The organism is Micromonospora sp. WMMD735, from assembly GCF_049178995.1.
Classification (GTDB): domain Bacteria; phylum Actinomycetota; class Actinomycetes; order Mycobacteriales; family Micromonosporaceae; genus Micromonospora; species Micromonospora wenchangensis.
Genome location: NZ_JBMHMJ010000002.1, coordinates 5,719,450 through 5,740,733 on the forward strand (window position 1 = coordinate 5,719,450; position 21,284 = coordinate 5,740,733).

Annotated in this window: 24 protein-coding genes and 1 tRNA gene; 15 read left to right on the top strand and 10 right to left on the bottom strand. The window is 71.6% G+C overall.

What is annotated here, in order from left to right; translation table 11 throughout:
* Positions 1-177 precede the first annotated feature (177 nt).
* From ACN268_RS25005 to ACN268_RS25030, 6 genes are all read left to right on the top strand, one after another.
* Positions 178-711 carry a SigE family RNA polymerase sigma factor gene (locus ACN268_RS25005; protein ID WP_204925928.1) on the top strand — a complete coding sequence of 178 codons (534 nt, stop codon included), beginning with the start codon at positions 178-180 and terminating at the stop codon, positions 709-711.
* Entirely contained in the window at positions 698-1,939 is a 1,242-nt protein-coding gene (locus ACN268_RS25010; protein WP_421485263.1) for a hypothetical protein, read from the top strand. The genes ACN268_RS25005 and ACN268_RS25010 overlap by 14 nt, the downstream gene beginning before the upstream one ends.
* Positions 1,940-2,089: 150 nt before the next feature.
* A complete protein-coding gene (locus tag ACN268_RS25015; protein ID WP_421485265.1) occupies positions 2,090-2,245 on the top strand; it encodes a hypothetical protein in 156 nt (51 codons plus the stop codon).
* An 11-nt stretch (positions 2,246-2,256) separates the two neighbouring features.
* Entirely contained in the window at positions 2,257-2,649 is a 393-nt protein-coding gene (locus ACN268_RS25020; protein ID WP_421485267.1) for a TIGR03618 family F420-dependent PPOX class oxidoreductase, read from the top strand.
* 201 nt (positions 2,650-2,850) lie between these two features.
* Positions 2,851-4,230, top strand: coding sequence for a glycoside hydrolase family 6 protein (locus ACN268_RS25025; protein WP_421485269.1), 1,380 nt, complete (start codon positions 2,851-2,853; stop codon positions 4,228-4,230).
* 102 nt (positions 4,231-4,332) lie between these two features.
* On the top strand, positions 4,333-4,755 hold the full coding sequence (locus tag ACN268_RS25030) for a nuclear transport factor 2 family protein (RefSeq protein WP_421485271.1): 423 nt from the start codon (positions 4,333-4,335) through the stop codon (positions 4,753-4,755).
* 87 nt (positions 4,756-4,842) lie between these two features.
* Here ACN268_RS25030 and ACN268_RS25035 read toward each other — a convergent pair whose 3' ends face one another.
* Complete coding sequence (locus ACN268_RS25035) at positions 4,843-5,787, bottom strand: NADP-dependent oxidoreductase (protein ID WP_421485272.1); 945 nt, start codon at positions 5,785-5,787, stop codon at positions 4,843-4,845.
* A 179-nt stretch (positions 5,788-5,966) separates the two neighbouring features.
* Positions 5,967-6,821, bottom strand: a complete 855-nt coding sequence (locus ACN268_RS25040; protein ID WP_421485274.1) for a helix-turn-helix domain-containing protein — start codon at positions 6,819-6,821, stop codon at positions 5,967-5,969.
* Positions 6,822-6,992: 171 nt separating this feature from the next.
* Between ACN268_RS25040 and ACN268_RS25045 the strand changes: the two genes are divergently transcribed.
* Positions 6,993-8,300: an alpha/beta hydrolase family protein gene (locus tag ACN268_RS25045; RefSeq protein WP_421485275.1), complete on the top strand. Its 1,308-nt coding sequence runs from the start codon at positions 6,993-6,995 to the stop codon at positions 8,298-8,300.
* Positions 8,301-8,429: 129 nt separating this feature from the next.
* Here ACN268_RS25045 and ACN268_RS25050 read toward each other — a convergent pair whose 3' ends face one another.
* Genes ACN268_RS25050 through ACN268_RS25065 form a run of 4 tightly spaced genes read right to left on the bottom strand, consistent with a single transcriptional unit; the run spans position 8,430 to position 11,996 of the window.
* Positions 8,430-9,074, bottom strand: a complete 645-nt coding sequence (locus ACN268_RS25050) for a response regulator transcription factor (protein WP_363656783.1) — start codon at positions 9,072-9,074, stop codon at positions 8,430-8,432.
* Positions 9,075-9,089: 15 nt separating this feature from the next.
* The gene (locus ACN268_RS25055) at positions 9,090-10,511 is read right to left on the bottom strand and encodes a sensor domain-containing protein (protein ID WP_421485276.1); all 1,422 of its coding nucleotides are present in this window, start codon (positions 10,509-10,511) and stop codon (positions 9,090-9,092) included.
* Entirely contained in the window at positions 10,504-11,274 is a 771-nt protein-coding gene (locus ACN268_RS25060) for an ABC transporter permease (protein WP_421485278.1), read from the bottom strand. The genes ACN268_RS25055 and ACN268_RS25060 overlap by 8 nt, the downstream gene beginning before the upstream one ends.
* Complete coding sequence (locus ACN268_RS25065; protein WP_421485279.1) at positions 11,271-11,996, bottom strand: ABC transporter ATP-binding protein; 726 nt, start codon at positions 11,994-11,996, stop codon at positions 11,271-11,273. The genes ACN268_RS25060 and ACN268_RS25065 overlap by 4 nt, the downstream gene beginning before the upstream one ends.
* 188 nt (positions 11,997-12,184) lie before the next feature.
* Here ACN268_RS25065 and ACN268_RS25070 point away from each other — a divergent pair, with 188 nt between their 5' ends.
* The 4 genes from ACN268_RS25070 to ACN268_RS25085 all read left to right on the top strand — a co-directional run bounded on the left by ACN268_RS25070 (position 12,185) and on the right by ACN268_RS25085 (position 14,885).
* Complete coding sequence (locus ACN268_RS25070; RefSeq protein ID WP_421485281.1) at positions 12,185-12,766, top strand: RNA polymerase sigma factor; 582 nt, start codon at positions 12,185-12,187, stop codon at positions 12,764-12,766.
* Positions 12,763-13,608, top strand: coding sequence for a hypothetical protein (locus ACN268_RS25075; protein ID WP_421485283.1), 846 nt, complete (start codon positions 12,763-12,765; stop codon positions 13,606-13,608). The genes ACN268_RS25070 and ACN268_RS25075 overlap by 4 nt, the downstream gene beginning before the upstream one ends.
* 166 nt (positions 13,609-13,774) lie before the next feature.
* Complete coding sequence (locus ACN268_RS25080; RefSeq protein WP_421485285.1) at positions 13,775-14,173, top strand: Imm7 family immunity protein; 399 nt, start codon at positions 13,775-13,777, stop codon at positions 14,171-14,173.
* Between the two features lie 304 nt (positions 14,174-14,477).
* A complete protein-coding gene (locus ACN268_RS25085) occupies positions 14,478-14,885 on the top strand; it encodes a hypothetical protein (protein WP_421485287.1) in 408 nt (135 codons plus the stop codon).
* A gap of 26 nt (positions 14,886-14,911) precedes the next feature.
* On the opposite strand, the gene ACN268_RS25090 is transcribed toward ACN268_RS25085, so the two are convergent.
* Positions 14,912-14,987: transfer RNA gene (locus ACN268_RS25090), tRNA-Arg, on the bottom strand.
* A 446-nt stretch (positions 14,988-15,433) separates the two neighbouring features.
* Here ACN268_RS25090 and ACN268_RS25095 point away from each other — a divergent pair.
* Entirely contained in the window at positions 15,434-16,180 is a 747-nt protein-coding gene (locus ACN268_RS25095; protein ID WP_421485289.1) for a phosphotransferase family protein, read from the top strand.
* Positions 16,181-16,231: 51 nt separating this feature from the next.
* Here the strand turns inward: ACN268_RS25095 and ACN268_RS25100 are convergent, their stop codons facing one another.
* The 3 genes from ACN268_RS25100 to ACN268_RS25110 form a co-directional block, all read right to left on the bottom strand.
* Positions 16,232-16,837, bottom strand: a complete 606-nt coding sequence (locus ACN268_RS25100; protein ID WP_421485291.1) for a TetR/AcrR family transcriptional regulator — start codon at positions 16,835-16,837, stop codon at positions 16,232-16,234.
* Between the two features lie 77 nt (positions 16,838-16,914).
* The gene (locus tag ACN268_RS25105) at positions 16,915-17,739 is read right to left on the bottom strand and encodes an enoyl-CoA hydratase/isomerase family protein (protein WP_421485293.1); all 825 of its coding nucleotides are present in this window, start codon (positions 17,737-17,739) and stop codon (positions 16,915-16,917) included.
* Between the two features lie 39 nt (positions 17,740-17,778).
* Positions 17,779-18,780, bottom strand: a complete 1,002-nt coding sequence (locus ACN268_RS25110) for an NAD-dependent epimerase/dehydratase family protein (protein WP_421485295.1) — start codon at positions 18,778-18,780, stop codon at positions 17,779-17,781.
* A 245-nt stretch (positions 18,781-19,025) separates the two neighbouring features.
* Between ACN268_RS25110 and ACN268_RS25115 the strand changes: the two genes are divergently transcribed.
* Genes ACN268_RS25115 through ACN268_RS25125 form a run of 3 tightly spaced genes read left to right on the top strand, consistent with a single transcriptional unit; the run spans position 19,026 to position 21,270 of the window.
* Positions 19,026-19,424, top strand: a complete 399-nt coding sequence (locus tag ACN268_RS25115) for a GntR family transcriptional regulator (RefSeq protein WP_421485297.1) — start codon at positions 19,026-19,028, stop codon at positions 19,422-19,424.
* The gene (locus ACN268_RS25120; RefSeq protein ID WP_421485298.1) at positions 19,421-20,311 is read left to right on the top strand and encodes an ABC transporter ATP-binding protein; all 891 of its coding nucleotides are present in this window, start codon (positions 19,421-19,423) and stop codon (positions 20,309-20,311) included. The genes ACN268_RS25115 and ACN268_RS25120 overlap by 4 nt, the downstream gene beginning before the upstream one ends.
* Entirely contained in the window at positions 20,308-21,270 is a 963-nt protein-coding gene (locus tag ACN268_RS25125; protein ID WP_421485300.1) for a transporter, read from the top strand. The genes ACN268_RS25120 and ACN268_RS25125 overlap by 4 nt, the downstream gene beginning before the upstream one ends.
* The last annotated feature ends 14 nt before the right edge of the window (positions 21,271-21,284 follow it).

Consider the following 21,284-nt stretch of genomic DNA (forward strand, 5'->3'; position numbering starts at 1 on the left):
AACCCTGTCAGGGCGACGCCGTCCGACCCAGCCCACTGGTCGTAGCGTTCCGGGTATGCCTGGCCCTACCCGGCCGGGAGATCGTCGCACACGGTGATCCGGCAACTACTTGACCGGGCCGTGCAACTCCCCGGGCCGGTGATCCCGTTCTACCTCCGGCACAAGGAGGCAGCCGACGTGAGAGCCGAAGACGAACAGGCGTTCCGCGAGTTCGTGACGTCCCAGATGGCGTCGTTGCGCAAGCTGGCGTACATGACCTGCGGTGACTGGCACGCGGCGGAGGACGCCGTGGCCAACGCCCTGGTCAAGCTCTATCCCCGCTGGCGGAAGCTGGAACGGCCCGATCTCTACGTCAAGACCATGGTCTACCGGGCGGCGGTCGACGAGACCCGGCGGCCGTGGCGGCGGGAGCGCTCGTCCGGTGACGCCATGCCGGACGTCGCGCTGCGGGACCCGGCCGACGCGACCGACGAGCGGATGCGCCTGCGGGCCGCGCTCGATGCCGTACCGGCCCGGCAGCGGGCCGCCGTCGTGCTCCGGCACTACCTGGGCCTGAGCCTGGAGGACACGGCCGGCGTCCTCGACTGCACGGTGGGCACCGCCAAGAGCCAGGTCTCCCGGGGCCTGGCGAAGTTGCGCGAGTCGCTCGCCGCCGAACGCATCAATCTCACCGGTAATTCGATCGAGGAGTGGACCAGTGCAGTTGCATGAATTCGTGGACGCGGTGACCGGTCAGGAGCCACCGATGACCCGTACCGCCGACGACATCGTCGCGGCGGGCCGGCGGGCGCAGCGGCGTCGCCGGGCCGGGTTCGCCTCGGCGGGCGCGGCCGGCCTGGTCGTGGTCGCGGTCGCCGGCGCGTTCGCGCTGCCGACCCTGGGCGCCGGGCGGGACACCACCGCCGCGCCCCCCTCGGCGGGTGCGGCGGCCGCCGGCCCCGCCGAGGCCCGCTGGTCCGACGCCCCGCCGTTCACCTTCACCTTCAAGGGGTACGACGCGGGCCCGCTGCACGTGCAGGACCCGATCGTCGCGTCGGTCGGCTACCAGATCGCCTCGGTCTACTCCGACGGCCACGTCTCGAACGACAAGCCGGTCACGGCCGACGAGATCGAGGCGGGCGGCGACCCCGTCGAGCAGAAGAAGCGGGCCACCGGGGGCAAGCCCAGCCTGTGGGCGTACCTGACCGTCTACCGGCCGGGCGTCTTCGACCCGGCCGGGATCAGGAACGGCCGGAAGGTCACCGTGGCCGGGCACCGGGCCGTGCAGGCGACCCTGCCGGTCGGCCTCGACCCGAGCAAGCCGGTCGACGAGGGCAACAAGCTGCTCGCCTGGGAGTACGCCCCCGACGCGTGGGCGGCCGTGACTTCCATCTCCAGCTCCGTGGCCTCGCCCAGCTTCCAGGACCTGGGCGGTCTGGTCGGTGGCCTGAAGCCCAGCCGGCCGAAGCCGGCCACGGTGCCGTTCACCGTGGGCTACGTGCCGGGCGGCTACCGCCCGTTGCAGTCGGGCACGCACGCCATGCCCGGCCTCAGCGGCATCGCCGCGGCCCGCGCCGGTGACTACGGCGGCGCGACGTACACCCGGCCGGCCGCGCCCACCTCGGGCCTGACCGCGCCCTACGACCAGGCCGAGAACGGCATCAAGGACGGCTTCCACATCTTCGTCACGCCGGCCGGCAGCTCGAACCAGTCCCCGGAGCCGGGGGTGACGAAGTGCTACCCCGGCTCGGACCGGCGGGTCCCGGGTGACGACGCAGCAGGCGGCGGCTTCTGCAACATCTGGAACGCCGACGGCACGGTCGTCCTCCAGGTCAGCGGGATGGGCCTGGGCAACAAGCTGCCGCTGGCCGAGCTGGAGAAGGTCGCCAAGGGGATCAGGGTCGCCGACGTCAGGAACGAGTCGACCTGGACCCCGGCCGCGCAGGCCCTGCGGCCGTAACGGAGAACTGCCCCCTCGGGCGGGGCGGCACCCGGCAGGGATCGGGACCGGCCGCCGCCCCCCGCGACAGCGGCACCGCGCACGACGGCGGTGCCGCTGTCGCCGTGTGTGGGTGACGTCGCCGTGTCGGGGTGACGTGGCCGTGTCGGGGTGGGCAGCGTCATGGACGCCTCCTGCACCTTCGCCCCGCCGTTGTGGCGGCGTGCGCTGCGGATCGCCCTGGCGGGCCTGCGCGGTGCCGACCTGTCCGACGACCCGCCGCAGGAGTCGGTCATCGACCGGCTCTACCACCACACCCCGAGATGAAGGCGCAGCCCATGACTGCTCTCCCCGACGACCTGGTCGCGGTCCTGCACGGCAGGGCGATCTGCTTCGTGACCACGTTCATGCCCGACGGGTCACCGCAGATCTCCCAGACCTGGGTGGGCACCGACGGCGAGCACGTGCTCGTCAACACCGTGGACACCCACCAGAAGACCCGCAACGTGCGACGCGATCCGCGGGTCGCCATCGGCGTCGCCGACCCCGCCGCCCCGGCCCGGTACTGGGCGTTGCGTGGCAGCGTGGTGGACATCTCCACCGCCGGTGCCCGCGAGCACATCGACGAATTGTCCCGCAAGTACCTCGGTCGCCCCTATCCCGGCTTCGGTGGTGGTGGGCAGCAGCGGGTCCTGCTCACCGTGAAGGTCGACCGGGTGCACACACCGTGACCCGCTGGGCGCGTCGCCGCCTCCTGTTCCGGTCGCCGCGCCCCCGCACCGGCGGTACGCTGCCGTCCGGCCTACCCATCCCTCGAAGTTGGTCGATGCCTAAAGGGTGGGCCGTACGTCTTGGCAGCGGCGCACGCCTCGGCTACCGTCGTGGGAACGCTCCCATGTAGAAACATCTATGTGATCAGGAGGCAACACGTCGTGGCTACCCTCTCCTCGCTCCGCCGCAGATCGGTGGCGGCCTTCAGTGTGGCGGCCGTCGCGGGCGTCACCGCCGCCGGCGTCTGCCTCGCCGGCGGCACCGCCTCCGCCGGGACGATATCCGGACCGCTCTACCGCGACCCGACCACTGCCGTCGTCCGCTGGGTCGCCGCCAACCCCGGCGACTCGCGCGTCGGCGTCATCCGCGACAAGATCGCCAGCCAGCCGCAGGCCCGGTGGTTCGCCAACTTCAACCCGTCGACCGCGCAGTCCGAGGCCGCGTCGTTCGTCGGCGCCGCCAACTCCGCGCGCCAGATCCCGGTGCTCTCCATCTACGAGATCACCAACCGGGACTGCGGCGGGGCCAGCGCCGGGGGCGCGCCCGACCTCAACCAGTACCAGACCTGGGTGTCGAACTTCGCCCGGGGGCTGGGCAACCAGACGGTCATCATCATCCTGGAGACCGACTCGCTCGCCCTGCTGACCTGCCTGAACAGCAACGAGATCAACGCCCGTAACCAGGCGATCTCGACGGCCACCCGGACCCTCAAGGCGGCCAACCCCAACGCCAAGGTCTACCTCGACGGCGGTCACTCCACCTGGAACAGCCCCAGCGAGACGGCCAACCGCCTGCGGGCGGCCGGCGTGCAGTACGCCGACGGCTTCTTCACCAACGTGTCGAACTTCAACCCCACCTCCAGCGAGGCGAGCTTCGGCCGGAACGTCATCAACGCCCTCAACGGCATGGGCATCTCGGGCAAGCGCCAGGTCATCGACACCAGCCGCAACGGCGGTGCCAGCGGTGACTGGTGCGGCGACGACAACACCGACCGTCGCATCGGGCAGTACCCGACGACCAACACCGGCGACAACAACATCGACGCGTACCTCTGGGTGAAGCCGCCGGGCGAGGCCGACGGTTGCCGCTACACCGCCGGCTCGTTCCAGCCGGACCTGGCCTTCAGCCTGGCCAACGGCGCACCCAACCCGCCCGTGACGACCCCGCCGACCACGCCGCCGCCCACCACGGCTCCGCCGACGACCCCGCCGCCCACCACGGCGCCCCCCACCACGCCGCCGCCGGCCGGCAACGGCTGCACCGCGTCGGTGGTGGTCAACCAGTGGAACGGTGGCTTCACGGCGAGCGTGACGGTCACCGCCGGCGCCACCGCCCTCAACGGCTGGAACGTCAGCATCAACCTGCCCGGCGGTGCCAGCGTCACCAGCACCTGGAGCGCACAGTCCAGCGGCACCAGCGGGACCGTCCGGTTCACCAACGTGAGCTACAACGGGCAGGTCGGTGCCGGGCAGTCGACCAACTTCGGCTTCCAGGGCAACGGCACCGGTCCCGGTGCGACCGCCACCTGCGCGGCCAGCTGATCCCCTCCGACGGCGACGGCCCGACGCGGAGAAACCCTTCCGCGTCGGGCCGTCGCCGTTCGGCGTCCCCCGGTCCGGCTCGTCCGCGGGCTAGACTGGAGAGTGGACCTCACACACCAGGAAATCTTCCAACGGTACGTCTACGCCGGGGCGGTCACCCGGGACCCGGATGCGATCGCCGCGCTGTTCACCGAGGACGGCGTGTACGAAGCACCGCTGGCTCCCGCCGGCCATCCGCTGCACGGTCGGCTGGTCGGCCGGGCGGCGATCCGGGCCGGGACCAGCGCCTACCATCAGCTTCCGACCCACCAGGGCACGGTGAACCAGGCGCGCTCCGCCCACCTCCTGCACGACACCCCGGACCCCGACGTGTTCATCGCCGAGATCGACGTCGCCTTCGACGGGCCGGACGGGCAGCAGACGACGATGTCGCTCGTGCAGATCTTCCGACTCCGCGCCGGGCGGATCGCCGTGCTCCGCGACTACTTCACCGAGCCGCCCGCCGACGCCTCCGCCGGTCGGTAGCTCACCCGGGTACCCCGGCCGCCACCGCCGGGCGTCGACGCCGGCGATGGCGGCGTCGACTACCTGACCGACCCTGCCGGGAGCAGGTCAGGCCGCAGGCACGAGGACGACGGTCTTACCGGACAACTCACCCGCGCCGGCCTGGGCGTGCAGAGCGGGCAGGTCGGCCAGCGCCACCCGGCGGGTGACCTCGACCCGCAACTCGCCGGTGCCGACCCGCGCCGCCAGGTCGGCGAGCTGGTCGGCGTCACTGCGGACGAACAGGTCGATGCCGCGTACGCCACGCGCCTCGTCGGCGGGGGCCGGCATCCAGACGGTGGTGTTGACCAGGGCCCCGCCGTCACGGATCAGCGGGACCAGCGCGGCGAGCCGCTCCGGGGCGACCGGGGCGAGGTTGAGCACCAGGTCGACCGGCTCGGTCACCGCAGCCGCCACGTCGGTGCCGGTGTGGTCGATCACCTCGTCGGCCCCGGCGGCCCGGACCCGGTCGGCGCTGCGGGGGCTGGCGGTGGCGATCACCCGGGCACCGGCCTCCTTCGCCAGCTGCACCGCGTAGCCGCCGACCGCACCCCCGGCCCCGTTGACCAGCACCCGCTGGCCGGCGGTCAGCCTGCCGTGGTCGAACAGTGCCTGCCACGCCGTCAGGCCCACCAGCGGAAGCGCCGCCGCGTCGGCCAGCGGAATGTTCCTGGGCGCCCCCGTCAGGATCTCCGCCGGGGCGATCACGTACTCCGCCGCCGCTCCGGTGCCCGTCATCGGCAGGAAGCCGATGACCCGGTCGCCGACCGCGACGTCGGTCACACCGTCGCCGACCGCGTCGACCGTGCCGGCGACGTCGAGGCCGGGGGTGTGGGGCAGCTCGACCGGGATCGGGCCCTGCATGTAGCCCGCCCGGATGTTGCCGTCGACCCCGTTGAACGACGTCGCGGCGACGCGGACGCGGACCTGGCCGACGCCGGGGGTCGGCTGCTCCACGTCCTCGTAACGCAGCACCTCGGGGCCACCGAACTCGTGGAAACGCACTGCCTTCATTGCTGGACCTACCTTCGGGTGGACGCCGCCGACGGGTTGCGATCGTTCGGCGGAACACGGGTGCGGCATCGCTCGACGTCGCCAGGGCATCCGGTCCGCCGTCACCGGAGTCGCCCGGAGGCAGCCGCCGGATCCGCGGTCGCCGGATGCGTCACCCAATCTGGCAGGAACCGGCGCGGTCAGCCTGGGCCAGGTTGGCCCACCCTGACGATGCCCGGCCCACCGGCGTCGTCGACGATCTCGGCGAGGCGTGCCGCATCGACCGACCGCGGTGCCGCGGTGAGCATCAGGGCCGACAGATCGTCGCCCGGGATGGTGAGCAGGCTCCCGACGAGCGTGACGACGCCACCGTCCGGATGGACGAACGCGGCGCTGCTCTCGTAGGCGACCACCGGTCGCGGCGTACGCCACAGGGTGTCGAACAGGCCGCTGCGGCTACGCATCTCGTCCACCAACGCGGCGAGGGAGGCGTCGGCCGGGTAGCGCAACACGGCGCTGCGCAGGCGGGCGACGAGGACCGCCTCGTGATCGGTCGCCTCGGCCGCCGACTGCCGGAAACCTAGGAACGGGTCGCAGAACGTACGCCAGGCGACGTTCCACTCCCACGGGTCCCCGGTGAGGTCCCAGTGCCCCAGGGCCAGGAACGCGTTGTTCACGGCGACCAGGTTCATCGCCGCGTCGGAGACGAACATCGGGGTGTCGGTGAACCGTTCCAGCAGCCGCATCGCGCCCGGACCGATCTCGTTCGGCACCCGCCCGTCGGCGGCGGCGTACCCGGCCAGCGCGCAGAGCCGCTCGTACTCCGCCCGCCCGACGCGCAGGGCACGGGCGATGGCCTGCACCACCCCGGCCGACGGGTGGCTGCGCCCCTGCTCCAGCCGGCGTACGTAGTCCGCCGACATGCCCGCCAGGTCGCCGAGTTCCTCCCGCCGCAGCCCCTGCACCCGCCGCCGGCCGACCGGCAGCCCGACCGTCGCCGGCGTCGTGCTCTCCCGCAACTGGCGCACCGCGACGCCGAACTCGTGACGTTCCACGGCCCCAGTGTGCCCCGCCCGGTCGGACCGCAGGTCGCGGGTGGTCCCGGGGGTTATCCCCGGGACCGGTGCGGGTGGAAGCCGCCTTCTACCGGCCCCGTCGCGCTCCTAGCGTGGGAACGACCGAGGGCGGCCGCCAGGCGCAGCCCCGGTTTCCCGAGGAGCCCGCTCATGGCACGAGGAATCCGCACAGCCCTGTTCGCCGCGTTGGTCGCCGGCTGTCTGACCCTGACGAACGCGGCACCCACCTTCGCCTTCGGCACCGTCGCGCCGTCGACCCTGAAGGGAGGCGACGGGCCGGCCCGGCTGAGACTGCCGACGCCGACCGGGCCCTACCCGGTGGGCACGGTCGACCTGCACCTGGTCGACCGCTCCCGCACCGACCCGTGGGCGACCACCCCGGCCTCCCGCGAGCTGATGGTCAGCCTCTGGTACCCGGCCACCGACGTGGCCCGCTTCCCCCGGGCACCCCACATGCTGCCCGGCGCGGCGGCCCACTTCGGCAGCGCCGACGGGGTCGGGGTCAGCCTGTACGGCATACCGGCCGGCGCGGTGGACTTCGCCGCCACCGGGACCAGCGGTCACCGGGGTGCGCCGATGGCGCGGCACGGGCGACCGTTCCCGGTGGTGTTGTACTCCCCCGGGGCCGGCGACCCACGGACCTGGAACACCACCCTGGTGCAGGACCTGGCCAGCCGGGGGTACGTGGTGGTGACCATCGACCACACCTACGAGACGTCCGAGGTGGAGTTCCCCGACGGCCGGGTCCTCACCACCGTGTTGCCGCAGCTCTTCGAGCAGGCGCAGCAGCCCGACGACTTCCAGCGACTCGCGGCCCGCGTGTTCGACACCCGGGTCGCGGACATCCGCTTCGTACTCGACCAGCTGGCGGCCCTGCACCGGGGCGTGAACCCCGACGCGGAGGGCCGGCCGTTGCCCCAGGGCGTGGCGGGTGGCCTGGACCTGCGCCGGACCGGCATGTTCGGCGTCTCGGCGGGCGGGATCACCGCTCTGCAGGTGATGAGCGAGGACCCCCGGATCAGGGCCGCGATCGACATGGACGGCAGCATCGAGTCACCCATCGTCCCGGACGCCCTCCGGTTGTGGCCGGTGACCCGTACCGGCCTGGACCGGCCGTTCATGCTCGTCGGTGACGCCGGCACCGACCACCGGCAGACGCCGTCCTGGCGGATGCTGTGGGACAACAGCACCGGCTGGCGGGTCGACCTGCGGCTCGACGGCGCGCCCAGCGAGGACGCCTACAAGGACGTCGTACCGCTGCTCCCGCAGATCGCCAGGCAACTCGGCCTGCCCGACAGCTTCGTCACCGGGACCATCGGCACCATCGACCCGGCCCGCGCCGTCCGGACCCAGGAGACCCTGGTCACCGCCTTCTTCGACAGGTGGCTGCGCGACCGGGACGGGCACCTGCTGGACGGTCCGTCGCCACGACTGCCCGGCGTCACCTTCATCCCCTGACCCGCAACCCACCCCGCCGGCCGGTGGCCCCTCGGCCGCCGGCCGGCAGCCCTGTCGGTTGCCGGCCGGCGTTCGTGTCGGTCGCCGGCCGACGGGCACGCACGCCGGCCGGCGTCGGACCGGGCAGGGTCAGCCGCCGAGGTGACGCAGGACGGCCAGCACTCGGCGGTTGTCGCCGTCCGAGGCCGGCAGCCCGAGCTTCGCGAAGATGTTCGCCACGTGCTTCTCCACCACCCCGGGGGTGATGGCGAGCGCCGCCGCGATACCGGCGTTGGACCGGCCCTCGGCCATCGCCGAGAGCACCGCACGCTCGCGGGGGGTCAGCGACGCCAGCCCCGCCACGTCCCGCCCGGCCCGCATCAGGTGACCGACCACCTCCGGATCGAGCGCGGTGCCGCCGGCCGCCACCCGGGTCAGCGCCGCCACGAAGTCGGCGACGTCGGCGACCCGGTCCTTGAGCAGGTAGCCGACCCCGCTGGGCCGGTCGGTGAGCAGGCGGGTCGCGTAGCGGGTCTCGACGTACTGGGAGAACACCAGTACCCCGACACCGGGATGGTCACGGCGGATGTCGATCGCGGCGCGCAGCCCCTCGTCGGTGTGCGTCGGCGGCATCCGGATGTCGACCACGGCGACGTCCGGCAGGGCGTCGGCGACGGCCGACCGTAACGAGTCCGCGTCGGCCACCGCCGCGCACACCTCGAAGCCACGGTCGGTGAGCAGCCGGACCAACCCCTCGCGCATCATCGCGGCGTCCTCCGCGATCACCACCCGCATGCCGTCGCCTCCGTTTCACACCTGTGTGGGTAGCTCGATCTCGACCCGGGTGGGCCCGCCGGCCGGGCTGTGCACCCGCATCCGGCCGTCCACGACGGTGATGCGGCGGGCCAGCCCGGTCAGGCCGGGGCCGTCCGGGTCCGCGCCGCCGGTGCCGTCGTCGGTGACCCCGAGCGTCAGACTCCGACCGGTGCCGACGACACCGAGCCGGACCCGGGTCGCGTGGCTGTGCTTCGCCGCGTTGGCGAGCAGTTCGGCCGCGCAGAAGTAGACGATCGTCTCGATCGCCGGCGCCGGCCGGTCAGGCAGCTCGACCGTCACCGTGACCGGGAGCGCGCTGCTGGAGGCGAGGGTCGCCAACGCGTCGCCGAGGCCGTTGTCGAGCGCCGGCGGGTGGATGCCGCGTACCAGGTCGCGCAGGTCGGCGAGGGCGTCCTTCGCGCCACGGTGGGCGAGGGCGACCAGCTCGCGGGCCTGCACGAGGTCGGGCGGCGGGCCGTCGACACCGAGCTTCTCGGTGGCCATGCCGAGGTTCATGGCCAGCGTCGCCAGTCGGATCTGCGCGCCGTCGTGCAGGTCCCGTTCCAGCCGGCGCATCATCGTGGCCGCGTCGTCGATGGCCTGGGCCCGGCTGACCTGGAGCTGCCGCACCCGTTCGGCGAGCCGACGCGGGCCGAGCAGCCACCGCATCGCGGCCAGGTCCGCGGTGGTACCGATCCGCAGCAGCGTCGGTGCCACCAGGAGCATGGCGAGACCGGCCGCCGCGATGAGGAACGTGCCGGCGATCGTCCGCGCCCCGATGGGGCCGAACGGGGTCAGCGCCCACACCGGCCCGAGGCGGGTGCCGGGCGGATGATTGCGGAACAGCGGCCACCACAGCGGGTAGCTGAGGTTGACCGGCCCGAACACGTAACAGAACAGGCCGTAGCCCTGCGGAACGGCCAGCGGCACCTTGAGCAGGGCGTACCCGCAGGCCCGCCAGCCCGGTCCGTCGGTGACCAGCGCACCGGGCCGCCGCGACGGCCGGGGTGGCGGAGCCTGCACGGGTACGCCGAGCAGCCGGGACGCGAACCGGCGGTGCACCGCTCCCGTCGCGCGCCCGGCCGGGGCGGCCAGCACGACCAGCAGCCCGACGGTGAGCGGGAACAGCACCAGGAACAGCGGCGCGACGGTGGGGGCGGGCTCACGGGACATGGCCCCGGTGGCCCACAGGACGAGGGCACCCACGGCGGGCACGAACATCGGTACGGCCAGGACCGCGACCGCGCTGAGCACCCCGAACAGGCAGAACACGGCCTGACGCAGGACCGGTCCGCTGAACGGTGCGCGCAGCGCGGTCATCGGCCCATTCTGGCCGATGACCGCGCTGCTGCCTGCACCGTTGCGACCGGCCCGGTCGTGGCCGGCCCCGCCGTCGTCGGCCCGTGGGTCACGCATCCCGGGAGCGGAGCAGGACGCCACCACACCCGATCGCCACCGCCGCGTACCCGCACATCAGCAGCACGCTGACCCACCCGGTGAACAGCCCGGACCCGGGCGAGAGCACCGCCACCGAGTTGAGCAGCATCAGCAGCGGCACGAAGCGTCCGACGACGACGCCGTGCTCGCCGAACAGCCCGACCACGATCGTGGGGACGAACATCAGCGCGAACAACGTCCCGATCGCGGCCCCCGAGTGCCGTACCAACGCCCCGACACCCACCCCGATCAGCGCGGTGGCGGCCAGATAGCCGCCGGTCAGCAGGACCGCCCGCAGGACCGCCGGGTCCCCGAGGGAAGCGGTCGGGATGGCGGTGCCGCGGATCGCGAGCTGCCCGCCCAGGTAGCCGGCGGACGTCCCGGTCATGCCCACGGCGAGAGCCGCGCCACCACACACGGCGGCCTTCGCCGCCAGGACGGTCCGACGCCGCGGCACGGCGGCGAACGTCGACCGGATCTGCCCGGTGCCGTACTCGCCGGTCACCAGCAGGACGCCGAGCACACCCAGGAACAGTTGGGCCAGGATGGCACCGCTGAGACTGTTGTTCAGGATCTGGGCGGTGGTGGCGACCGGCGTGTGGGACCGGTAGCCGAGGCCCACCCCCACCCCGGTCGCCGCCATCGACAGCACCGTCGCGACCGTCAGCCACCACGTCGACCGGACGCTGCTCAGCTTGATCCACTCCATCCGGGCCACCTGCCGGAATCCGTAGCCGTTCATGACACCTCCGTGCCGCGGTAGTCGGTGGACTGCGAGGTGAGCCGGAAGAACGCGTCCTCCAGCGTGTCGTGGCGGCCGGCGAGTTCGGCGACGGTGGTCTCCGCCAGGAGTTCGCCCCGGCCGATGACCACCAGCCGGTCCGCGGTCAGCGCCATCTCGGCGATCAGGTGACTGGACACGAACACCGTCCGGCCCTCGGCGGCCAGGGCGCGCAGCAGGCTCCGGATCCAACGGATGCCCTCCGGGTCCAGCCCGTTGACCGGCTCGTCGAGCAGCAGGACCCCCGGGTCGCCCAGCAGCGCCACCGCCACGCCGAGCCGCTGGCGCATGCCGAGCGAGTAGGTGCCGGTGCGCCGCTTCGCCGCGTCCGACAGACCCACGAGGCGCAACACCTGGTCGACCCGCGAACGCCTGATGTCGTTGCTGGCGGCAAGCGCGGCCAGGTGTGCGTAGCCGCTGCGGCCGGGATGGAACGCCCCGGCGTCGAGGAGCGCGCCGACCGACCGCAACGGCCACGTCAGGTTCGCGTACGGCACCCCGCCGATCAGCGCCTCCCCACGGTCCGGAGCATCCAGCCCGAGGATCATCCGCATCGTCGTCGACTTGCCGGACCCGTTCGGGCCGAGGAACCCGGTCACCACGCCCGGCTGGACCCGGACGGTCAGCCCGTTCACGGCGACCCGGCCCCCGTAACTCTTGGTCAACTCCAGTAGTTCGATCACGAGATCGACGGTAGGTAACACGCTCGGCGGTCAGAAGCCGGCAACCACCCGGCCCGGCCTGGTGGTTTTCCCCCAGCAGCCCGGATCCCACGCCGGCAGCCGCTCGGACGTCGCTCCCGACGACACATCCGGATCCGCAGTCCGCCGCCGCGATGCAACACAGTCGGCGTGGACGGCCATAGTGTGCTGTGAGGCATCAGGTACGGCCGTCGGACGAGGAACTGTGGTCCTCGATCGCCGCCGGTGACGAGTGGGCATTCGGTCGGCTCTTCGACCGGTACTCCCGCCCGGTCTACAACCACGCGTTCCGGCTGACCGGTTCGTGGTCGACGGCCGAGGACGTCACCCAGGCGACGTTCCTCGTCGCGTGGCGCCGTCGGCGTGACGCCCGACTGGTCGACGGTTCGGCGTTGCCGTGGTTGCTGGTCGTCGCCACCAACGCGGTGCGCTCGGAGTGGCGGTCGGCGCGCCGGTGGCTGGCGCTGCTGCGCCGGCTGCCGGGGGAGCGGCCCACCGATGGTGACCTCGCCGACGAGGTTTCCGCGCGGCTCGACGACGAGCGGCGGATGACCGAGGTCCTTGCGGTGGTCCGCCGGCTGCCACCGGCCGAGCGGGAGGCGGTGGCGTTGTGCCTGTGGTCGGGCGTGTCGTACCCGGACGCGGCAGCGGTGTTGGGCATCAGCGAGGTGGCGGTGCGGTCCCGGGTCAGTCGTGCCCGCAGCCGGCTGGCCCGTCTGCTGCCGAAGGAGATCCAGGAGGGGACACGGTGAACGACATTCTCGATCTGCCCGGGGAACGGGATCTGCCGCCGGGTGCGTCGCTCGCGATGCGGGCCCGGATCCTCGACTCCGTGAGCCCGCCTCCGGCGCGTACCCCGCGACTGCGGGCCGCCGTGGCGGTGGCGGCACTGCTGGTCGTGGCGTCCGGTGCCGTGGCGGTGGTGGCGGACCGGCCGGAGGGCTCGACGGGGCAGGTGCTCGCCATGGGAGCCGGGGAGTTGTCGCCGTCGCTGCGGAGGGCGGCCGAACGGTGCCTGCAGTGGAACTCCCCGCAACGACAGACCCAGCGGGACCCGCAGGAACCACCCGTCCCGGTGTCCCTGGCCGACCTGGCGGTGGGCACGGAGCGGGGCGGCCGCGCGCTGGTGTTGTTCATGAACGACGTCGGCTACGCCACCTGCGACGTGGAGTGGGCGGGTACGGCCCGGGAGTCCGGCGGGGGCACCGCCGAGCCGTGGCCGCACGGTGAGCTGCTGCCCGGGCCGGTGCAGCGGCTGCTGCTGACCTCCACCGAGGCCGACGGCGGGGACGTCAGCGTCAGCGGCCGGGTCGGCAGCCGCGTCCACCGCCTCGTCCTCGACCACGGCGACGGCCACACCACCACAGCACGACTCTCGCGAGGCGCGTTCGGCCTGATGACCAGCGACGCCCGACTCAGCGCCGGTGACGCCCCTGAACTGGTCAGCTACGACGCCACCGGAACGGAGATCGACAGGCGTCCGCTGTTCCAGGCCGAAGACGAGCTGGAGCACTGCTATGCGGGTCCGGACGGGAAGCGGATCTACGGCAGACCGGCCAGTGGTTGCCGACCGGCCGAGAAGTGGCGAGGGTAGTCCTCGGTGGAAGCTGAACACGGCCCGCAGGATCGGGTCGCTCGTCGACGACCAGTCGTCGCCCGACGGCCCCGTCAGCGCCAGGGCTCGACATACCCGGTCGAGTTGCGCTGAGCGGTATGCGGTGTTCGGTACGTCATCGATGCCAGACCGCTCGGAGGGTGACGTGTACGAGTTCCACGGATGGTTCCACCTCGCGCAGAACACCGAGGAGTCGGACACCGGCCAACTCGGTGCCGTCATCGACGAGCTGAACGAGATGATGGCCGAGCTGAACGTCCCGACGAATGTCTCGGCGGAGGTGATGGTACTCAACGGGGATCACCACCTGATCCTGCACGGGGGAGCGAACCGACGTCGCGACGAGGCGGCCGGGATGCGCCAGGTGCTCGAGTTCGTGGCCCGACGACTGCCGGGGTCCTATGGCCTCCTTTACGAAAGGGATGAGGAACTGCGTGATACCCCCGGACCGAACGCGTTCCTGGTCCACGTCATGGCGCGGGGTGGCATAACCGAACGCCTCGACCCGTTCCTGTCGCCGCTTCATCCCGTCGTGGAGGACTGATTCCTCCCCTGGAGTTGCCCCGGCTGTTACACGCGATCCCGGAAGTGTGAGCACGGCGGCATCTGCTCGGAAACCCCAGCTTCCGTAGCTGCGGTCGCCATCACCCGTGGTGCGATCACCGCAGCCCGCACCGGCATGTGGAAAGGACTAAAGTTCCGGCCGACAAGGACGTGACAAGGCAGGCCGAAGAAGGTGGGGATCCTTCGTGCCCGCCGTTGACCGTCGGAGTTGAAGGCTGCCGGCACGTGGATGGCGCGGCGAGCTATCCATTGATCATGGCGCCAATCCCGCGTAGTTTCATTGTGTGACTTACGGGAATGCCGCAACAGCCCATACCCGACCCGCGCGTTGGCTGCCGCTGGTACTGAAGCTGGCCGGACTGGCGCTTGTGGTCGCGGTCACGGTGGCGGCGACTCTGCTGGCCGTCGACTCACGCCGCGAAGCGCACGCACGCGATGGAGTGCGATGGTGCCACCAAAAGGTCATCGGGAAGGCGCTGGAAGAACAGAAGGCCACCACACCAACTGCGGTCCGGTTCCTGGACGAACAGTTTGTCATCGGCCAGAACGGGGCTGGACGACCCGCTATCGAGGTCGATGGTGCCGTGGTGATCGCCGGGGTGGAATCACGCTACTCCTGCGGCCAGGAGTACGCGGACGGCACCGGCCACCTGACGGTTCACTGGGCCAATGAGAGGACCGGGCAGGGCTAGCTGACTTCGGAGCCACGGCTGTGGCCTGGTGCCCCCGGCAGGATTCGAACCTGCGACACACGGTTTAGGAAACCGATGCTCTATCCCCTGAGCTACGAGGGCGCGAGCGCCTAGTCTAGCGACCTGCGGGTCCACCTGGGGTGGCAGGGACTGTCCCACGCCCACCCACAGCACCCGGACCCCCGTTCGCCCAGCCCAGGACCACACCCCGAGCACACGAACCCCCGGTTGCGGCCGCGAACGGCTGTGGTCACCCGCGTTCGTACCGGGTTGACCCGGGGTGGCATCCGCTGGCGAGTACACGCCGCGCACATCATCGAAGATCAACGACGTCCCGTCTGTGCACCCCACCTTCGGCGTCGCCGCCGGAGGAGCGCGGAGCGTTTCCCCAGGGGGCGCGCACCCTGCCGTCATACCGACGACGACGGCCTTCGCCGCGCGCGATCATGCCGACATGCGCGAGTCGGTCAGGTCGCTTGCCTGTACGACATACCGCATCCGACTCGCACGTGGTAACCCGCAGCGGCGTAGCTGACCAGCCCGCGATAATGGCCGGCGTGGAGGAGGTCTCGGTCGTCGTCGCCCATCGCGAGCGCGCGACCCTGCGCGTCGGCGACGTGTTCCTGAAGGTCGACAGCGACCAGGTGCGCATCGATGTCGAAGTCGAGGCGATGCGGCTGGCGCCCGTCCCGACCCCGGAGGTCCTGTGGCGCAGGCCGCCCGTCCTCGCGATCGCCGCCGTCCCCGGCCAGGCACTCGGCTGTCTCGGCGAGCCGTCGCCCGCGTCACCGGCGGCGTGGGCCGCGGCGGGCGCTGCGATCCGCACGCTGCACGACGCGCCACCGCCGCCGTGGGTCGGCAGGAAGCTCGTCGGGCTGGACGCGGAACTCGATCGCGAATGCGCCTGGCTCGTCGACACCGGCGTCCTGCCGGCCGACCTGGTCGACCGCAACCGCGCGATAGCCGAGGTGGCGATCCGGCCGTGGACGCCGGTGTTCATGCACGGCGACCTGCAGATCACCCACATCTTCACCGACGGCGACGAGGTCACCGGGGTGATCGACTGGTCCGAGGCGGCGCCCGGCGACGCACTGTACGACCTGGCCGTGCTGACCCTCGGGCACGAGGAACGGCTCGACGATCTCCTCGCCGGTTACGGTGTCGACGTCGACCGGGACGTGATTCGCGCCTGGTGGTCGCTGCGTAGCCTGCTGGCGTCCCGCTGGCTGATCGAACACGGATTCGACCCGTCCTCGCCGGGCTGCGAGTTCGACGTACTGAGATCCCGGATGTGAGACAGCATGAGCCCGACGGCCACGGGCGGTGGCGAAGGCTCGGCAACCGTGTCAGGAACCGTCGGCCGCTTCCGTGGCGCTTCCGCGGGTTTGCGCGGCGACCATGGTGACGAGGGTGTCGATCAGCTCTTCGGCGGTGGTCTGCCACTTGTCGCCGGCGAGCTGGCCGGTGAGTTCCATGCCGGCGATGCCGTCGGCACTGGCGAGCAGGAGGGCGGCGTACCGGCGGGCGTGGTGTTCGCCGGTCACGGCGGCGACTACCCGAAGGGATTCGTCCTGGGTGGGTTGGGCGGCCCGGGCGAACGCGGTGGGATCGCTGGCGGGGCTGCTGAACATCAGGCGGTAGAGATGGGGTTGGCGGCGGGCGAGGTTGATGAAAGCGGCGAGGAGGGCCCGCAGCTTTGCGGCAGGTGTGAGGTCGGGGTCTCGATGGATGGCACCGATTCGTTCACCGAGTTCGCCCCAGGCCTGGCTGCCGACCGCGATCATGAGGTGTTCCTTGTCCGGGAAGTGCCGGTAGGGGGCTCCGCGGGTGACCCCTGCCCGTGCCCCGACGGCACGGAGGGTCACGGCTTCGAGGCCGCCGTGGTCGAGCAGCTCGGCCGCCGCTTCGAGCAGGGCCTGGCGTGTCGCGGCGGCGGTTTCAGCCCGGATCATCCGCTCATCCTATGGCCGGGTCAGGACGCCTTTGCCGACCGTGGGCGAGGGGTCGCGGCTACCGGCTCCTGAGGTTGCTACGGCTGTTCGGCGAGCGACGCGAGGTGCTGGCCCAGGTTCCGTTCGAGGTCGTCGATCCCGATCCGGGCGACGAGTGCGCCGACGGCCCGCCCGCGAGCCTCGACACCAGGTCCCGTGGTGGATCGGGCGGACTCGGCGAACGACGCCAGCAGGTGCTCCTCCGGCGGTAGGGTGGCGCGGTTCACCTGGGTTTTGACCGCCGTGACGGCGCGCTTGTCGAAGCTGGCGATACGCCGGGCCACTGCGTCGACGACGTCGTCGAGGTCGGCGTCGGGAATCGCCCGGGTGACCCAGCCGTACTGTGCGGCGCGGTCCGCGTCGTAGTCCTGACCGGTCAGGAGCACCTCCAGGGCCCGGTCGCGGCCGAGGAGGTGGGTCAGTCGTTCGGTGCCGCCGGCACCGGGGAGCAGACCGAAGCCGACCTCGGGCTGGCAGAAGATCGCCTGTTCCCGGCTGGCGTAGCGCAGGTCGAAGGCGGCGGTGTACTCCGCGCCGCCGCCACGGGTGCGTCCCCGGATCGACGCGATGCTGACGAACGGCGCGGCGGCCAGGCGCACGCCGAGTTCGACGAACCCGGGCAGGGGCCCGCTGCCGGCCATGGCCGCGAGGGCCGGGATCTGGTCGCTGTCGACGTGGTTGAGGAAGAACCCCGGCGTCGCACTGTCGAAGATGACGACGCTGACCTGTTCCTCACCGCTCAGACGGTCGACGAGGTCGAGCAGTTCTGCCACGGTGTCCGCGCCGATCAGGTTGAACGGCGGACTGGCGAACGTGACTCGGCGCACCTTCGACGTCTGGTCGACCACGGTGAACTGACTCATGGGGATCTCCTTCGCTGGTGGGCGGTGTAGGCGCGAGGTTCAGCGGCCCAGGGTGGGGGAGTGCGCCATCTGCCGGAGTCCGTCTTCCACGGTGATCACCGGCTGGTAGCCCAGCCGACGTCGTGCCCGGGTGATGTCGTAGACGCGGTCGCGGCCCATGAACGAGACGATCCACGGGGTGAGCGGTGGTGCGGTGGTGCGGCGACGCGCTTTCGCGGCGGTCTGCATGAGCGTGGCCAGCGGCGAGGCGACCGCCCGGGGAACGCTGTTGGCCGCGCTGACGTCGATGCCACGGGTGGCCAGCAGAGGGGTGAAGAAGTCACGGGCGGGGCGGGGGCTGCCGTCGGTGACGTAGCAGACCAGACCGTGATCCCCGTGGTCGAGTGCCAGCGTGATGATGTGGGCGAGGTTGTCGACGTGGCAGAAGTCGACCATGTGCCGCCCGCCGTCGATCCAGGAGAACCGGCCGGCTTCGACGGAGTCGACGAATCCCTGCAGGGTGTGGGTCATGCCGCGGCCCCACAGGAACGGCGGCCGGACGACGACCAGCGAGGTGTTCCCGTGCGGCAGGACGAGCAGTTCCTGCTCGGTGCGGAGCTTCACCCGGCTGTAGGCGATGTTCGCCGTGCCCGTGTCGGAGTTCTCGTCGACGGTGTGGTCGTGGTTGGTGCCGGTGGAGACACTGGCTGCGGACACCAGGACGAATCGCTTGACCTGTGCGTCCACGGCGGCCTGGTAGAGGGCCCGGGTCGGCAGCAGGTTGCGGTCGACGAAAGCCTGGTCGGGTCCCCAGAAGGCCATGAAGGCCGCCGAGTGCACGACGGCGTCGACCTCGCCGAGGATCGGTGGCCATCCGGGCCCACTGCCGGACGTGACCAGGTCCGACAGGTCGCCGCTGACCGGGAGCCCGCCGGCCGAGGTGATCGCGTCGGCGGCGACCGTGGACCGGGCGAGCGCGTGCACCGTGTGCCCGTCGTCGACCAGCCGCCGGAGGATCGCTCCCCCGGCGAAGCCCGATCCACCAGTAAGAAAGATTTTCATTGATGCTCCTCGGTGATCGCGTGACGCCCCTGGCCTGGGGGCGGATGTCGATTCCGGCAGGCCGAGGGCCCCCGGTGCTGCAAGATGACAGCGTCATCGCAGTCAGCCTAGGCAATCGAGATGACACCGTCAACGATTTCGGATGACTTTGTCATCAGCAAGGTGGCTCGTGGACACGAAGGCGCGGCTTGACGGCGGGCGAGCTTTGTCGCTTTACTATTCTCCTAGTAAAACAGGAGGGTGTGATGTTCCACTTCCGGCTCGACACCGGCTCCGGCGTACCGCCGTACCTGCAGCTGGTCCAGCAGGTGCAGCAGGCGGTCCTGCTGGGCTTCCTCCGCCCCGGTGACCGCCTGCCACTGATCCGGGAGGTCGTCGAGTCGCTGGCCATCAATCCGAACACGGTGGCGAAGGCATACCGCCAACTGGAGCAGGAGAACCTCGTCACCGGCCGGCCGGGACACGGCACGTTCGTCACCGACACGCTGCCGGCTGCGGTGCCCCCGGCCACCTACACCTCCCTGCGGGGCGGCCTGCAGACCTGGCTACGGAGGGCGTACGCCGCAGGGCTGGACGACCAGGCGATCGCCGCCCTGTTCGCCAGCGTCCACCACGGGACCAGGACGAATGCGGAGTCAGCATGACGACCCAACCCGCGCTGCGTACGCAGAACCTCGGCAAGCGGTACCGCAAAGGCTGGGCCCTGCGCGACTGCACCCTGGAGCTGCCCCCCGGCCGCGTCAGCGCCCTGGTCGGACCGAACGGCGCCGGCAAGACCACGCTGCTGCGCCTGGCGGTCGGACTGCTCACGCCCACCACCGGCTCGGTCGAGGTGCTCGGCGAGTCGCCCGCCACCAACAGCGTGCGGGCCCTGACCCGCATCGGCTTCCTCGCGCAGGACCACCCGCTCTACCGCCAGTTCACCGTGGCGGACCTGCTGCGCTTCGGTCGCTCCTGCAACGTGCGCTTCGACCACGGGCTGGCCGCGCGACGCCTGACCCGGCTGGGCATCCCGCTGCACGCCCGCGCCGGCGCGCTCTCCGGCGGGCAGCAGTCCCAGGTGGCGCTCACGCTGGCGCTGGCCAAGCGACCCGACCTGCTGGTCCTGGACGAGCCACTGTCCAGCCTGGATCCGCTGGCCCGGCAGGAGTTCCAGCGGACCCTGATGGGCGCGGTCGCCGACAGCCAACTGACCGTGCTGTTCTCCTCCCACGCCCTCCACGAACTGGAACGGGTCTGCGACCACCTCGTGGTGATCAACCACGGCCGGGTCGTGCTCGCCGGTGACATCGAATCGCTGCTGGCCGAACACCGGCTGCTCGTCGGTCCGCGGGTCGGGACGGACCACCGCGACCCGTCGGTGATCGAGGTCAGGCACAGCGACCGGCACACCACCATGCTGGTACGCCAGGCGGCGACGCCGGTCATCCCCGGCTGGCAGGCGAACCCCGTCGGGCTGGACGAGCTCGTGCTGGCCTACCTGCGCCGACCCGCCGACCTCGACGCCGAAGACCGGGAGCGGGCCGCATGACCTGGATGATGTGGCGTCAGCACCGTACCGAGGTCCTGGCACTGACGGTCTTCGTCGGCGTCGTCGCCGTGGCGCTGATCGTCCTCGGCCGGCCGATGCACGCCCTGTTCCCGATGGGTCCGGCCCACTGCCTGGCACCACCGCTGGACGAGGGCTGCCGGTCCGCACTGGCCCGGCTCCAACAGGACCACGGCTACAGCACCACCGTGCTGATCCTGCTCAACTTCGTCCCGTACGCGATCGGCGGTTTCCTCGGCGCGCCGCTGCTCGCCCGGGAACTGGAGGCGGGCACCTGGCAGCTGGCCTGGACCCAGGCGGTGCCCCGCCGGCGCTGGCTGACCGTCAAGATCCTGGTGCTCGGCACCGTCAGCGTCCTTCTCGCCGCCGGACTGTCCGCGGTGGTCGCCTGGTACCGGCAGCCCCTCGACCTGCTGGGCGGGTTCGACATCACCGGCTTCGACCTGACCGGGGTCGTGCCCATGGCGCACACCCTGTTCGCGTTCGCGCTGGGCGTCGCCGCCGGACCGGTGCTGCGCCGCAGCCTGCCGGCCGCCGCCGTGGCATTCGTGGCGTTCCTGGCCGTACGCGTCACCATCGCCGGCTGGATCCGCCCGCACTTCCGCACGCCGGTCACCAGCGTCCAGGCATTCGTACCGGGAGCGGGCGACCTCACCGACGGCACGACCAACGCCCGGGACATGATCCTCGACCAGGGGTTCGTCGACGCCGACGGCCGCCACATCACCGGTCTCGAAGCCGTGATCATGGAGGGGAGGGCGCGGGAGGGGGGCGGTGACCCCGCCATCTACCTCCACGACCACGGCGTCCGACGCTGGGCTGTCTACCAACCCATCGAACGCTACTGGACCTTCCAGGCCATCGAGACCGTCACGTTCGTCGGGCTGGCCGTGCTGTTGCTGGCCCTGGTCTTCTGGCGGATCCGCCGCCCCACGTTCTGACCGGACGGGCCCAC

Coding starts and splice junctions, on each gene's coding strand:
- ACN268_RS25020 (WP_421485267.1), top strand. CDS start 2,257: ATGACTGCTCTCCCCGACGACCTGGTCGCGGTCCTGCACGGCAGGGCG.
- ACN268_RS25035 (WP_421485272.1), bottom strand. CDS start 5,787: ATGAAGGCAGTGCGTTTCCACGAGTTCGGTGGCCCCGAGGTGCTGCGT.
- ACN268_RS25045 (WP_421485275.1), top strand. CDS start 6,993: ATGGCACGAGGAATCCGCACAGCCCTGTTCGCCGCGTTGGTCGCCGGC.
- ACN268_RS25050 (WP_363656783.1), bottom strand. CDS start 9,074: ATGCGGGTGGTGATCGCGGAGGACGCCGCGATGATGCGCGAGGGGTTG.
- ACN268_RS25055 (WP_421485276.1), bottom strand. CDS start 10,511: ATGCGTGACCCACGGGCCGACGACGGCGGGGCCGGCCACGACCGGGCC.
- ACN268_RS25060 (WP_421485278.1), bottom strand. CDS start 11,274: ATGAACGGCTACGGATTCCGGCAGGTGGCCCGGATGGAGTGGATCAAG.
- ACN268_RS25095 (WP_421485289.1), top strand. CDS start 15,434: ATGGCCGGCGTGGAGGAGGTCTCGGTCGTCGTCGCCCATCGCGAGCGC.
- ACN268_RS25100 (WP_421485291.1), bottom strand. CDS start 16,837: ATGATCCGGGCTGAAACCGCCGCCGCGACACGCCAGGCCCTGCTCGAA.
- ACN268_RS25105 (WP_421485293.1), bottom strand. CDS start 17,739: ATGAGTCAGTTCACCGTGGTCGACCAGACGTCGAAGGTGCGCCGAGTC.
- ACN268_RS25110 (WP_421485295.1), bottom strand. CDS start 18,780: ATGAAAATCTTTCTTACTGGTGGATCGGGCTTCGCCGGGGGAGCGATC.
- ACN268_RS25115 (WP_421485297.1), top strand. CDS start 19,026: ATGTTCCACTTCCGGCTCGACACCGGCTCCGGCGTACCGCCGTACCTG.
- ACN268_RS25120 (WP_421485298.1), top strand. CDS start 19,421: ATGACGACCCAACCCGCGCTGCGTACGCAGAACCTCGGCAAGCGGTAC.
- ACN268_RS25125 (WP_421485300.1), top strand. CDS start 20,308: ATGACCTGGATGATGTGGCGTCAGCACCGTACCGAGGTCCTGGCACTG.